The 12,143-nt window shown below is 73.9% G+C and carries 11 protein-coding genes; 4 read left to right on the top strand and 7 right to left on the bottom strand.

All coding sequences use genetic code 11. The features are described 5' to 3' along the window. Positions 1–82: 82 nt before the first annotated feature. Positions 83–1,435, bottom strand: a complete 1,353-nt coding sequence (locus AC3IYI_RS36245) for a cation:dicarboxylate symporter family transporter (protein WP_489407670.1) — start codon at positions 1,433–1,435, stop codon at positions 83–85. 127 nt (positions 1,436–1,562) lie between these two features. Between AC3IYI_RS36245 and AC3IYI_RS36250 the strand changes: the two genes are divergently transcribed. Beyond that, positions 1,563–3,164 (top strand): sensor histidine kinase, encoded by a 1,602-nt coding sequence (locus AC3IYI_RS36250; protein ID WP_489407671.1) that lies wholly within the window; start codon positions 1,563–1,565, stop codon positions 3,162–3,164. Further along, complete coding sequence (locus AC3IYI_RS36255; protein WP_489407672.1) at positions 3,161–3,883, top strand: response regulator; 723 nt, start codon at positions 3,161–3,163, stop codon at positions 3,881–3,883. The genes AC3IYI_RS36250 and AC3IYI_RS36255 overlap by 4 nt, the downstream gene beginning before the upstream one ends. Here AC3IYI_RS36255 and melC2 read toward each other — a convergent pair. The 4 genes from melC2 to AC3IYI_RS36275 form a co-directional block, all read right to left on the bottom strand. Continuing rightward, complete coding sequence (gene melC2, locus AC3IYI_RS36260) at positions 3,823–4,686, bottom strand: tyrosinase MelC2 (protein ID WP_489407673.1); 864 nt, start codon at positions 4,684–4,686, stop codon at positions 3,823–3,825. The two genes, AC3IYI_RS36255 and melC2, sit on opposite strands and share 61 nt — an antisense overlap. After that, positions 4,683–5,090 carry an apotyrosinase chaperone MelC1 gene (melC1, locus tag AC3IYI_RS36265; protein ID WP_489407674.1) on the bottom strand — a complete coding sequence of 136 codons (408 nt, stop codon included), beginning with the start codon at positions 5,088–5,090 and terminating at the stop codon, positions 4,683–4,685. The genes melC2 and melC1 overlap by 4 nt, the downstream gene beginning before the upstream one ends. Positions 5,091–5,228: 138 nt before the next feature. Continuing rightward, positions 5,229–6,731, bottom strand: a complete 1,503-nt coding sequence (locus AC3IYI_RS36270) for a sensor histidine kinase (RefSeq protein WP_489407675.1) — start codon at positions 6,729–6,731, stop codon at positions 5,229–5,231. 20 nt (positions 6,732–6,751) lie between these two features. Then, positions 6,752–7,414 carry a response regulator transcription factor gene (locus AC3IYI_RS36275; RefSeq protein WP_489411800.1) on the bottom strand — a complete coding sequence of 221 codons (663 nt, stop codon included), beginning with the start codon at positions 7,412–7,414 and terminating at the stop codon, positions 6,752–6,754. Here AC3IYI_RS36275 and AC3IYI_RS36280 point away from each other — a divergent pair. Next, positions 7,355–7,549 carry a hypothetical protein gene (locus AC3IYI_RS36280; protein WP_489411911.1) on the top strand — a complete coding sequence of 65 codons (195 nt, stop codon included), beginning with the start codon at positions 7,355–7,357 and terminating at the stop codon, positions 7,547–7,549. The two genes, AC3IYI_RS36275 and AC3IYI_RS36280, sit on opposite strands and share 60 nt — an antisense overlap. On the opposite strand, the gene AC3IYI_RS36285 is transcribed toward AC3IYI_RS36280, so the two are convergent. After that, positions 7,546–7,881 (bottom strand): hypothetical protein, encoded by a 336-nt coding sequence (locus AC3IYI_RS36285; RefSeq protein ID WP_489407676.1) that lies wholly within the window; start codon positions 7,879–7,881, stop codon positions 7,546–7,548. The genes AC3IYI_RS36280 and AC3IYI_RS36285 overlap by 4 nt on opposite strands. Before the next feature lie 157 nt (positions 7,882–8,038). Between AC3IYI_RS36285 and gad the strand changes: the two genes are divergently transcribed. Further along, positions 8,039–9,430: a glutamate decarboxylase gene (gene gad / locus AC3IYI_RS36290; protein WP_489407677.1), complete on the top strand. Its 1,392-nt coding sequence runs from the start codon at positions 8,039–8,041 to the stop codon at positions 9,428–9,430. A gap of 138 nt (positions 9,431–9,568) precedes the next feature. Here the strand turns inward: gad and AC3IYI_RS36295 are convergent, their stop codons facing one another. Beyond that, a complete protein-coding gene (locus AC3IYI_RS36295) occupies positions 9,569–12,109 on the bottom strand; it encodes a helicase associated domain-containing protein (protein ID WP_489407678.1) in 2,541 nt (846 codons plus the stop codon). Positions 12,110–12,143: the final 34 nt, after the last annotated feature.

Genomic DNA, 12,143 nt, shown 5'->3' on the forward strand with positions numbered 1-12,143 from the left:
ACTCCCGCTCGACGTATCGGGACCGACCGGGCTGGGCACCGTGGGGGCGAGCCCTGCCCGGCCGGTCCGCGGAGCGTCCCCGTCAGACGGGTACGCCGTCCTTGGTGCCGCCCGGCTGGGCGGGTACGGCCGTGGCCTGGTCGTGTCCGTCGTCGGTGAGCGTGCTCTCGTCGAACGGCAGTCGTCCGGCGAGGACTTCGGCCGCCCGGACCCGGTCGAACTCCTTCGTCCAGGTACCGATCAGCACGGTCGCGATCGCGTTGCCCGCGAAGTTCGTCAACGCCCTCGCCTCGCTCATGAACCGGTCGATGCCCACGATCAGGCCGACGCCGTCGACGAGTTCAGGCCGGTGCGACTGGAGTCCACCGGCGAGGGTGGCGAGACCCGCGCCTGTGACCCCGGCCGCGCCCTTCGAGGCCACGATCATGAACAGCAGCAGGGAGATCTGTTCGCCCAGCGCCAGGGGCTTGCCCATCGCCTCCGCGACGAAGAGCGAGGACATCGTCAGATAGATCGCGGTCCCGTCCAGGTTGAAGGAGTAGCCCGTCGGGACCGTGATGCCCACCACCGGCCGCGAGACGCCCACGTGTTCCATCTTCGCGATCAGCCGGGGCAGCGCCGACTCCGAGGAGGAGGTGGACAGGATCAGCAGGAACTCCCGGCCCAGGTAGCGCAGCAGGGCGAAGACGCTGATCCCCGTACACAGCCGCAGCAGCGTGCCCAGGACCACGAAGACGAAGAGCAGGCAGGTCGTGTAGAAGCCGATCATGATGACCGCGAGGGACTTCAGCGCGTCCATTCCGGTCGCCCCGACCACCGCCGCGATCGCGCCGAACGCACCCACCGGCGCCGCCCACATGATCATCGCGAGCACCCGGAACACCAGCTTCTGCACGTGCCCGATCCCGCGCAGCACCGGTTCGCCCGCCGCGCCCATGGCCTGGAGCGCGAACCCGCAGAGCAGCGCCACCAGCAGCGTCTGCAGCACCTCGCCCCCGGTGAAGGCCGACACCAGCGTGGTCGGGATGATCCCCAGCAGGAACTCGGGGGTGCTCTCGGCGCCGCCGGCCTTGGCCTGCGCCTCGCCCGCGCTGCGGGCAGCCTCGGTCAGGTGCAGCCCACTGCCCGGCTCCAGCAGGTTGCCCACGAGCAGTCCGATGGCCAGCGCCACCGTGGACATCACCATGAAGTAGCCGAGCGCCAGCCCGCCCACCGCGCCGACCTTGGCGGCCTTGCGCACCGAGCCGATGCCCAGCACGATCGTGCAGAAGATGACCGGCGAGATCATCATCTTGATGAGGTTGACGAATCCGGTGCCCAGCGGCTTGAGCTCCACGGCCACGCCGGGCGCGGCGAACCCGACGGCGATGCCGAGCAGCACCGCTGCGATCACCGCGATGTACAGATAATGCGTCTTGTCGCGCCTGGCGGCCACGATGCCTCCCGGTAGTGCCCTTCGCCTCCCCGATGGCGAAGGCGTCCCGGGAGGACCATCGCCCGTCGCTGTGACCCCGGTCACCCTTGCGTTCATTGAGTTCTCGCCCGGGTGCACACTGAGCGCCATGTTCCGCTTCCCCCGGCCGCCGCGCAGCCTCGCCGGCCAGCTCTTCGCCATGCAGGTGGTGCTGGTCGCCGCGGTCGTCGCCGGTTGCGCCGTCTTCGCGTACGCGACCGCCCGCGACCAGGCCGAGGAGGCCGCCCGGCGCCAGGCCGGGGCGGTGGCCCGCGCGGTCGCCGACTCCCCGTCGGTACGGGACGCGGCGCGGGGGAACGGCCGCGAGGCCCTGCAGCCCTACGCGGAGCGGGTCCGCGTCGACGCGGGCGTGGACTTCGTGACGATCATGGCTCCGGACGGACGGCGCTGGACCCACCCCGACCCGATGCGCATCGGCGAACCCTTCCTCGGCAACACCGCCCCCGCCCTGCGGGGCGAGACCTTCGGCGAGACCTACACCGGCACCCTCGGCCCCTCCCTCCGCGTGGTCACCCCGATCACCGACGACGGCCGGGTCATCGGCATGGTCGCCGCCGGCATCACCGTCCGCTCGGTCAGCGCCCGCCTCGCCGAGCGGCTCTCCGCCCTCGCCTGGGTGGCCGGCGGGGCCCTCGCCCTCGGAGGGGCGGGCACCTACGTCATCAACGCCCGGCTGCGCCGCCACACCCACGGGATGAACGCGGCCGAGCTGAGCCGGATGTACGACTACCACCAGGCCGCCCTGCACGGGGTCCGCGAAGGGCTGCTGATGCTCGACGGCCGGCGCAGGATCACCCTCGTCAACGACGCGGGACGCGAACTCCTCGGCCTGCGCGGGGAGGTCAAGGGGACCGCGGTCGCCGACCTCGGTCTGCCCGCCCCGCTCACCGGGGCGCTGCTCGCCGACCGGCCCCGGGTGGACGAGGTGCACCTGACGGCGGACCGGGTGCTCGTGCTCAACAGCGCAAGCGTCGCCGGCGGCGGCCGCCGGGGCACCGTGATCACCCTGCGCGACCACACCGAACTGCTGTCCCTGACCGGTGAATTGGATCAGGAACGCGGATTCACCCGGGCGCTGCGCGCGCAGGCCCACGAGGCGGCCAACCGGCTGCACACCGTGGTCTCGCTCATCGAACTCGGCCGCAGCAGGGAAGCGGTGGACTTCGCCACCGCCGAACTGTCCCTCGCCCAGGCCCTGACAGACGAAGTGATCGCCGCCGTCGGCGAGCCCGTGCTCGTCGCCCTGCTGCTCGGCAAGGCGGCGCAGGCCCACGAACGGGGGGTCGAGCTGGTCGTCACCCCGGACAGCGAAGCCATCGGCGCCGGGCCCGGCGGTCCGCCCGCCCGGGACCTCGTCACCGTCCTCGGGAACCTCGTCGACAACGCCGTCGACGCCCTCACCGGTGTGCCCGGCGGCCGGATCTCCGTCACCATCCGCCCCGACGGCGCGTCCGGCCCCCACGGGCAGGGGCTGCTGCTGAGCGTGGCCGACAACGGCCCCGGACTCCCCGAGGGGGAGGACGTGTTCCGGCGCGGCTGGTCGGGCAAGGGTGAGGGGCGGGGTCTGGGCCTCGCGCTGGTGCGGCAGGTGGCCCACCGGCACGGGGGCAGCGCGGACGCCGACCGACTGCCGGACGGCGGCGCCCGGTTCACCGTACGACTGCCGACGCGCGGGGAGGCGGACGCATGAGCACGCCCGAGGTGCGGGTCCTCGTCGTCGAGGACGATCCGGTGGCCGCCGACGCGCACGCGCTGTACGTCGGGCGCGTGCCCGGCTTCACCGCCGTCGCGGTCGTCCACTCCCTCGCCGAGGCCACCCGCGTCCTGGAACGGACCCGGATCGACCTGCTGCTGCTCGACCTGACCCTGCCCGACGGCCACGGGCTGCGCTTCGCCCGCGGCCTGCGGGCCACGGGCCATCCCGCCGACGTGATCGTGGTGACCTCGGCGCGGGACCTGGGGGTCGTCCGCGAGAGCGTCTCGCTCGGGGTGGTGCAGTACGTCCTGAAGCCCTTCGCCTTCCCCACCCTGCGCGAACGGCTCCTGCGCTACGCCGAGTTCCGCGCGACGGCGGCGGGCGAGGCCGCCGGCCAGGACGACGTGGACCGCGCCATGGCGGCCCTGCGCTCGCCCCGGCCGGCCGAACTCCCCAAGGGGATCGGCGGCCCGACCCTGGACCGGGTCGCCGCGCTGCTGCGGGCGGCCCCCGAGGGGCTGACCGCGGGCGGGACGGCCGAGGCGGCCGGGATCTCCCGGATCACCGCCCGCCGGTACCTGGAGCACCTGGTGGACACCGGCCGCGCGGACCGCACCCCCCGGTACGGCCAGGTCGGCCGCCCCGAACTGCACTACCGCTGGCTGGCGGCGGCCCCGGTTGGCGCCGGGACCGGCTCGGTGTCGAAGGTGTAGAACTTCCGGTGGTCCAGCATGTCGGCCGGGGTCACGTCGTTCCACGGCCGCATGGTGTCGTGCAGGTCCACGACGTTCGCCGTGCCCGCGGCGGGCAGGTACGCCGACTGCGGGTGCAGCGCCTGCCAGTCGGCCCACAGCTTGTCGACGAAGGCGTGGTGCATCCAGAACACCGGGTCGTTGGGGGAGACCCCAGTACCCATCTGGCCGCCCACCCACACGTGCACCCGGTTGTGCAGGTTGGCCCCGCGCCAGCCCTCCAGGTGGTTGCGGAAGCCGCCGGAGGAGCTGTTCCAGGGAGCCTGGTCGTAGACAGGCATCGCGAGGACGGAGTCCACCTCGGCCCTGGTGGGCAGCTGGGCCACCCCGGTGCCGAGCGCGCGCCGCAGGTATGAGCGCCCGTCCACCCGTACGGCCATCTCCCACTTGCCCGTCGCGTACGCGAACGGTCCGTCGAGCACCTGACCGTCGCGCGCCCGTCCGGTGCCGCCGAGGAAGTCGGCGGCCCAGAGGGAGGAGCGCGCGGTCCGGTCCGCGGTCCAGTCCCAGTACGGCAGGGTCACCGCTGGATCAACCGCCTGCAGCGCCGCCTCGAACTCCAGAAGAAACCGGCGGTGCCAGGGCAGGAAGGAGGGGGAGCGGTGGCCGACCCGGTCGCCCGAGTCGGTGTCGCTCATGATGAAGCCGTTGTGTGTGGTGACGAAGCGGTCGTAGCGGCCGGTCCGCTTCAGTTCGAGGAGCGCCGCGACGAACGCCCGCTTCTCCTCGGGGGTGAGCGAGGCCTGGTTCTTGCGGATCGTCATCGCATGCCGCCCATCGGGACGAGGGAGGCACCCTGGAGTTCGCGTACGGCGGCGCGGGCGAGCGGGAGCGGGCCGGAGAAGGTCTCGTAATGGTTGACGACGCTGATCCAGCTGCCGTCGGCGTTGCGCATCACGTGCAGTTCGCGGCCGTCTATGAAGACGGTCGGCTGACCGGGGGACTGGTGGCCGCCGTGGTGGCCGCCGTGGTCGCCCGTGCCGCCCGAGGCGGGGACTATCCGTATGCGGCGGCCCTGGTAGACCTCGTCGACGGTGCCCGCGGGGGTGGCGGGTGCGGCGGGACGGGATCGGGTGACGGCCGCGTGCGCGGTGGCGCCGGCGAGGCCGAGGACGGTGAGTGCGCCGGCGGTGGTGCCTAAGGCCTGTCGGCGGGTGATCTTGTTCATGACCCGAAGAGGTATCAGGGCGCGGAGAACGGCGGAGAACGGAGGGCCGTTATCCGGACATGCACGGATAACTGGCAGGTCGAGCTCTCTGGATGATCTTCCCGTCCGGACTGACTCCTGCGACCCGGACGGGAAGACCTATATAAAAAAGATTAACTGACGGGAAATCCTGCGGTCGCACGGGGTGGGTATGGAAGGGATCACACCGCAGAGTCGGCTGGAAGCCGCAGCCGGAACCGCCCCCCCGGGACCCGGTCCGGCGCTCAGCGTGCCGCCGTGCGCCGCTGCGATGTCCCGCGCGATGGCCAGCCCGAGCCCGGTCCCGCCCGCGTCCCGGCTGCGCGAGGCGTCGAGCCGGGTGAAACGGGTGAAGATCCGTTCCCGGTCGGCCTCCGGGACCCCGGCGCCGTCGTCGCCGACCTCCAGGAGGACCCCGGCGGGCGCGCCGTGCCCGGCGGTGACGGTCACCGTGACGGCCTCGTGGGCGTGCCGCTGGGCGTTGTCGAGGAGGTTGTCCAGCACCCGGGCCAACTGCCCCCGGTTGCCGCGGACCAGGGCCGGTCCGGTGGTCTCCACCGACACCGGCACCCGCCCTTCGCGGCGCCGGACCACGGTGTCCCGTACGAGGTCGCGGAGATCGAGGGGGCCCCGCTCGGGGGACTGGCCCGCGTCGAGGCGGGCCAGCATCAGCAGGTCGTCCGCGAGCTGCTGAACCCGGATCACGTCCTCCAGCAGCTCACCGCCGTGCAGGAGCTGCGGATGGGCGATGCCCACCTCCACGTGGGCGCGCAGCGCGGCGATGGGATTGCGCAGCTCGTGCGAGGCGTCGGCGACGAAGCGGCGCTGACGGTCCATGGACTCCTCCAGCCGGTCCAGGGTGGAGTTCACCGTTCGGGAGAGCCGGGCGACCTCGTCGCGCGAGGCCGGGACCGGCACCCGGCGGCCCAGGTCCCGCTCGGTGATCTCCGCGACCTCGGTGCGGATCGCCTCGACCGGGCGCAGGGCCCGGCCGGTGGAGCGCCAGGTGACGGCGGCCACGAGGAGGAGCAGCAGCGGGATGCCGGGGACCATGGAGCGCAGGATCAGGTCCTGGGTGTACCGGGCGGTCTCCAGGCTGGTGCCGGCGTACACGGTGGCCCCCGCGCCGTCGGCGGTCGTCGCCCGGACGGCGACGAGCCGGAAGGGGTGGGGGCGGGGATCGGGGCGCAGTGCCAGGTCCAGACTGCGGGCGGCCGAGTCGTGGCCGTCGGCGGGCTCGAAGGAGGCCACGGGGCCGCGGCCGGCCAGGTTGTGGCTCGCGGCGAGGATCCGGCCGTCGTCGGTGACCACTTGGAGCAGGCTGTCCTCGCCCTCGGGGACGGCGAGGCGGTCGACGAGCCGCCCCGACCCGGTCACCCCGGCGACGGCTTCGGCGCGGGTCAGCGCGGTGCGCTCGGCGGAGCCGACCAGTCCGTGGCGGATCACGCCCAGCAGGCCCGCGCAGGCGGCGAGCAGGGCGACGGTGACGATGGCGACGGCGCCGAGGGTGGTCCTGACGCGGACCGAGCCGAGCGGGAGCCGCAGCCGGGGGAGCCGGAACTCGGGAAGCCGGAACTCGGGGCGTCGCAGCCCGGGGAGCCGGAGCCCGGGGAGCCGGCGCATCGATCGCGGCCGGAGGCGCTTCACGGGGTCGCGGCGGGCTGCGGGACGAGCCGGTAGCCGATCCCGCGGGCGGTGTGCAGCAGCGGCTGGGCGGTGTCCCCGAAGGGGCCCTGGAGCTTGCGGCGCAACGCGCTCACGTGCACCTCCACCACGTTCGGATCGCTGTCGGCCGGCAGGTCCCAGACCTCTTCCAGCAGTGCCCCCTTGGAGACCGTGACCCCCGGCCGCCGCGCGAGCACCGCGAGGAGGTCGAACTCCTTGGCGGTGAGCGGGATGTCGGTCCCGGCTCGCGTGCACCGCTTGCTCTCGGGCTCCAGTGCGAGGTCGCCCGCCTCGACGACGGCCGGCCGGGCTGCGCCCCCGCGGCGCAGCAGGGCGCGCAGGCGGGCCTGGAGCACCAGATAGGAGAAGGGCTTCGTCAGGTAGTCGTCGGCGCCGGTGTCGAGGCCCTCGGCCTCGTCGTACTCGCTGTCCCTGGCGGTCAGCATCAGGATCGGCGTCCAGAGCCCGGCGGCCCGTACGGTCCGGCACACCCGGTGTCCGTCGAGGCCCGGCAGCATCACGTCGAGGACGATCGCGTCGTAGGCGTCGGTGAGCGCGAGCCGCAGGCCCTCGTGCCCGTCGTGGGCCACGTCGACCCGGAGTCCCTCGGCCTCGAATCCGCGGCGCAGGACGGAGGTCAGGGAGACCTCGTCCTCGACGACATCCGGTCGGCCCGGTTGCCCAGCAGCGCGCCGGTGGCCGCGTCCACCGAGAGGTTGTGCACGCGCGGCTCGGCGGTCACGACGTCGATCTCCCAGACCTGGGTGCCGTCCTAGGTCTCCAGCTCCACGTCCGTGATCCTGCCGCCGGGCACCGACTTCTCGGCGGTCGCCATGGCCCGGGCGCGGGAGGTCTTCGGTCCGCCCTGCTCGGCCGGCGCCCGCTCCGGGGTCGCCGAGGGGGACTCGGCGGCGGTGGAGGAGCCGGCGGCCGCGGCCGGGGCGGCGTTGCCGGCGGCGCGCGCCTTGTCCACGCCGGCGTCGGAGCCCGAACCGCCGCACGCGGTGAGCGAGATGGTGAGGGCCCCGGCCGTGAGGGTGGCGGCCAGCAGCCGGCGCCGACGGGCGGTGGCCGGGGTCTTCGTGGTGGCGGTCGTACGGACGTTCATGGGGCCCTCCCGAGCGGCTGTCTCACCGCCTGGCTCACTGTCTGTCTCACCGGCTGGTGATGACTCCACTCTCGGAGCCCCTCCTGAACCCTCCCTGAAGGATCCTGAAGTCGGCTTCAGGATGATCTGTTCGGTTCTGTCCCGTTATAGTCCCGACATGGCTCTCCATGAGACGAAGGACCTGCGTGCCCGCGACGCCGAGACGGACGTGTTCGCGTCCGCCCTCAGCGGCGAGGTCCTCCCCAAGTACCGAATGCCCGAAGACCACTCGCCCTCCGACGTGGTCTACCAGCTCCTCCACAACGAGCTGCTCCTCGACGGCAACGCCGCCCAGAACCTGGCCACCTTCTGCACCACCTGGTCGGACGACGGGGTCCACCGGCTGATGAGCGAGTGCCTCGACAAGAACATGATCGACAAGGACGAGTACCCGCAGACGGCCGAGATCGAGTCCCGCTGCGTCAACATCCTGGCCGATCTGTGGAACGCCCCCGCCGGCACCACCGGCACCGGCTGCTCCACCACCGGATCCAGCGAGGCCGCCATGCTCGGCGGCCTCGCCCTCAAGTGGCGCTGGCGCGAGCGCCGCCGCGCCGCCGGACTGCCCACCGACAGGCCGAACCTGGTGTGCGGGCCGGTGCAGGTCTGCTGGGAGAAGTTCGCCCGGTACTTCGACGTCGAGCTCCGCCAGGTTCCGCTGGAGCCCGGAGCCACCGGCCTGCGCCCCGAGCAGCTCGCCGCCCACGTCGACGAGAACACCATCGGCGTCGTCGCCATCCTCGGCGTCACCTACACCTGCGTCTACGAGCCCGTCGCCGAGATCGCCGCCGAACTCGACCGGATCCAGGCCGAGCACGGCTGGGACGTGCCGATCCACGTGGACGCCGCCAGCGGCGGCTTCGTGGCCCCCTTCCTCCACCCCGACGTGGTCTGGGACTTCCGGCTGCCGCGCGTGGTCTCCGTCAACACCTCCGGGCACAAGTACGGTCTCGCCCCGCTGGGCGTCGGCTGGATCGTCTGGCGCACCGCCGACCTGCTCCCGGCCGACCTCGTCTTCTCCGTGGACTACCTCGGCGGGGACATGCCCACCTTCGCCCTCAACTTCTCCCGGCCGGGTGGCGAGATCATCGCCCAGTACTACCTCTTCCTGCGCCTGGGCCGGGGCGGCTACCGCCGGGTCCAGCAGGCCTGCGCCGACACCGCCCAGTACCTGGCCCGCGAGATCGAGACCATCGGCCCCTTCACCCTGCTCTACGACGGCCAGGGCGCGCTGCCCGCCGTCTCCTACCGGCTCACCGACCCGGAGGGTGCGGGCTTCACCCTCTACGACCTCTCCGACCGGCTGCGGATGCGCGGCTGGCAGGTGCCCTCGTACCCGCTGCCCGCCGAGCGCGACGACACGGTCATCCAGCGGGTCCTGATCCGGCACGGGGTGACCCGGGACCAGATCGCGCTGCTCGTCTCCGATCTGCGCCTCGCCGTGGAACACCTCATCGCGCACCCGCAGCCCGTGCCCGCGGCCCCGCCGCAGTCCGGCTTCCACCACTGACGCGGCGCGGCGTCCGGGCCCGGCTTGGCGGGTCCGCCGCCCGGACGGGCCGCCACCCGGACGGGCCCGTGCCCGTCCGCCGGCGGGCCCGCGCCTGTGCGCCGGTGGGTCCGTGCCCGTCCGCCGTGGGTCCCGCGCTCAGGACGCCGGCCAGCGCATCCCCAGCTCCGTCAGCGCGGCCGTCCGCTCAGGGGTGAGGGTCGCGGCGCGGGAGCGCTGGTTGGCGATCCAGGAACCGAGGCGCAGGTCCCGGTCGCCGACCCGTTCCACGTGCGTACGGGGGACCCGCAGGTGCCGCTCGCGGTCGTGGAACCGCCGGGCCGCCTCCAGGTGCGCCGCCCACGCGTCCGCGTGGGCGACCCGGGGCTTCGGCCGGTCCGCGCCCTCGGCCGGGGTCACCCCGAGGGTGTGCTCCAGCAGCCAGCGCTGGGCCCACGCGAGGCGCTCCCAGGAGGTGCGCTGGCCGCGCACCCACACACCGAGGTCCTCGCCCTGGACGACGGCCTCCCCGGGGCGCGTCGGGAGCCGGCCGCCCGCGTCCAGGTGGACCCGGGTCAGGTGGAAGGCCCGCTGCCAGGAGATGTCCCAGGCCGGACACCACGACGCGTCGATGGCCTCCAGGGCCTCCCGGCGCTCCTCGGACAGGGCTCCGGGGCCCTCCCGACGGGCAGCCGCCCGCTGGTTCTTGACCCAGACCCCTACCGGGGCGCCGCGCCAGGTCGCGTCCACCGGAGGCAGCAGGTGACCGTGCTCGGCCGCCCAGCCGCTCGCCGCCGCCAGCCCCTCCTCGAAGGCCACGTCGAAGTGGCTCCACACCATGCCCAGTTCGTCGAGCTGCGCCACCCGCCGGCGGCCGAGCGCCCCGCGGCGGTACGTGCGCCGGGCATCCGCGATCCACTGGCCGAGCGGGAACCGGGCCAGCCCCGGCGGCCACGGAGCCTCGCCGCCGAGGATCTCACCGGCCGCCGCGCCGGCCGTGCCCGCCCCGGGGACTGCGCCGGCCCCGCCGCTCCCGGGCACCTTGAACGCGAACGGCACCTTGAGGTCCCCGGCGATCCCGGCGTAGATCCGGGCCGCCTCCACCCCGCGCCGCCAGTGCTCGTGCTCCGGGTGCAGGACGCGCAGCCGGACGAAGGCCGCCAGCAGCGCCGGGTCGCGGGGGGTGGAGAAGCTCAGCAGCGACTGCGCGCCGCCGCGCAGACCGGGGCCGCCCACGGACTCCGCGCCGCCCGAGCCCGGAGCCGCGCGCCGGCTCGGGGCCTGGGGCTGCGCCAGGGCCTCGACGAGCCGGGTGTCGTGGGCCCGTAGCGCCTCCAGAAGCCGCGCGAGGTCCCCGTACGCCCGTGAGGTCAGCATCGTCTCGGGGGACTCGCCGGGCCCCAGCAGCACCGGCACCACGAGGGAGGCGACCTTGCCCTCCCCGGGCCTGATGCGCAGCGCCCGGCCGACGGCCTGGACCAGGTCGGGCATGGAACCCCGTACGTCGGCCCAGAAGACCGAGTCGCACTCCTTGGTGTCCACGCCCTCGCCCAGCACCCGGACGCTGCCGAGGAAGGCCTTGTCGGCGACCCGGTCGTCCGCGAAGGCGCTCAGCACCCGGCGCCGGTGCGCCGCCGTGTGCTGCCCGCACAGCCAGTCCGCCCAGACGGTACGCGGGTACACCGGCCGCGGGGACCAGCTCGTGGCGCGCAGCCGGGCGGCCACCGCCGGCAGCCCGGCGGCGAAGGCCTCGGCCTCCTTGGTCAGGTGGTGGAAGACGAGGGTGCGCCGGAACCCCTGCCGCACGGCCGCCGTCACCAGCGCCGTCTGGAGCGCCGCGAGCCGCACCCCGCGCACGGCGTCGGAGCGTCCGTCCGGCCCGAGCAGCACGGCCGCCTGGAACTCCGGATCGCTGACGTCCACGCAGACCACCCGGTAGGGCGCGCAGATGCCCCGGTCGACGGCCTCCGAGAGGGTCAGGGTGTGGCAGCGCGCGCCGAACGGCCCGTCCGGATCGTCCTCCATGGAGGCCACCAGTTCGCCCCGGCCGCGTACTGCTTCCAGCCGGCCGGAGCCCTCGGCGGGTTCGTAGCTCCCGGCGGACGCGGAATCCTCGGGGGACTGCCAGACCCGGGGCGTGGCCGTCATGTACAGCCGGCGGACCGAGGGGATCCGGAGGTTGTCGTGCACCACCGCCCAGGGCTTGCCGATCCGTCCCGAGGTGCGGTGCGCCTCGTCGACCACGATCAGGTCCCAGCCGGGCAGCCCCTCGCGGTGCGCGCGTTCGATGGTGCCGAGGCCCAGCGAGGCGTACGTGGCGTACACCGTGACCCGGTCGACGGGCGGGCCCGCCCAGCCGGCCAGTTCGGCCGGGTCGGTGGTGGTGGGCACTCCCGCGTCCTCGCCGCGCAGCGAGCACACGGCGAAGGCGCGGCCGGTCCGGCCGCCCTCCCGCCAGGCCGACGCGGTCTGCACGAGGAGATCCAGGGAGGGCACCAGCACCAGGACCCGGCCGGCCCGCAGTTCCTCGGCCGTGTGCACGGCGACCAGCGACTTGCCGGAGCCCGTTGCCATGATGACCTGCGTACGGAGCCCGGTCCGTGGGACCCTGCGCCCGGCGGGCAGTTCCAGCGCCCGCACGGCGGCGTCGACGGCCTCGCGCTGGTGCGGACGGAGCTTCTGCCTGCTGATGCGCCCCACCTCCACCGTGATCTGCCGGTTTGCTTCCAGCTCC

The organism is Streptomyces sp. GL_148 (genome assembly GCF_057834205.1).

What these genes read in the sequence shown, in the direction of transcription:
- AC3IYI_RS36250 (WP_489407671.1), top strand. Translation starts at nt 1,563, where the DNA reads ATGTTCCGCTTCCCCCGGCCGCCGCGCAGCCTCGCCGGCCAGCTCTTC.
- AC3IYI_RS36255 (WP_489407672.1), top strand. Translation starts at nt 3,161, where the DNA reads ATGAGCACGCCCGAGGTGCGGGTCCTCGTCGTCGAGGACGATCCGGTG.
- melC2 (WP_489407673.1), bottom strand. Translation starts at nt 4,686, where the DNA reads ATGACGATCCGCAAGAACCAGGCCTCGCTCACCCCCGAGGAGAAGCGG.
- melC1 (WP_489407674.1), bottom strand. Translation starts at nt 5,090, where the DNA reads ATGAACAAGATCACCCGCCGACAGGCCTTAGGCACCACCGCCGGCGCA.
- AC3IYI_RS36270 (WP_489407675.1), bottom strand. Translation starts at nt 6,731, where the DNA reads ATGCGCCGGCTCCCCGGGCTCCGGCTCCCCGGGCTGCGACGCCCCGAG.
- AC3IYI_RS36285 (WP_489407676.1), bottom strand. Translation starts at nt 7,881, where the DNA reads ATGAACGTCCGTACGACCGCCACCACGAAGACCCCGGCCACCGCCCGT.
- gad (WP_489407677.1), top strand. Translation starts at nt 8,039, where the DNA reads ATGGCTCTCCATGAGACGAAGGACCTGCGTGCCCGCGACGCCGAGACG.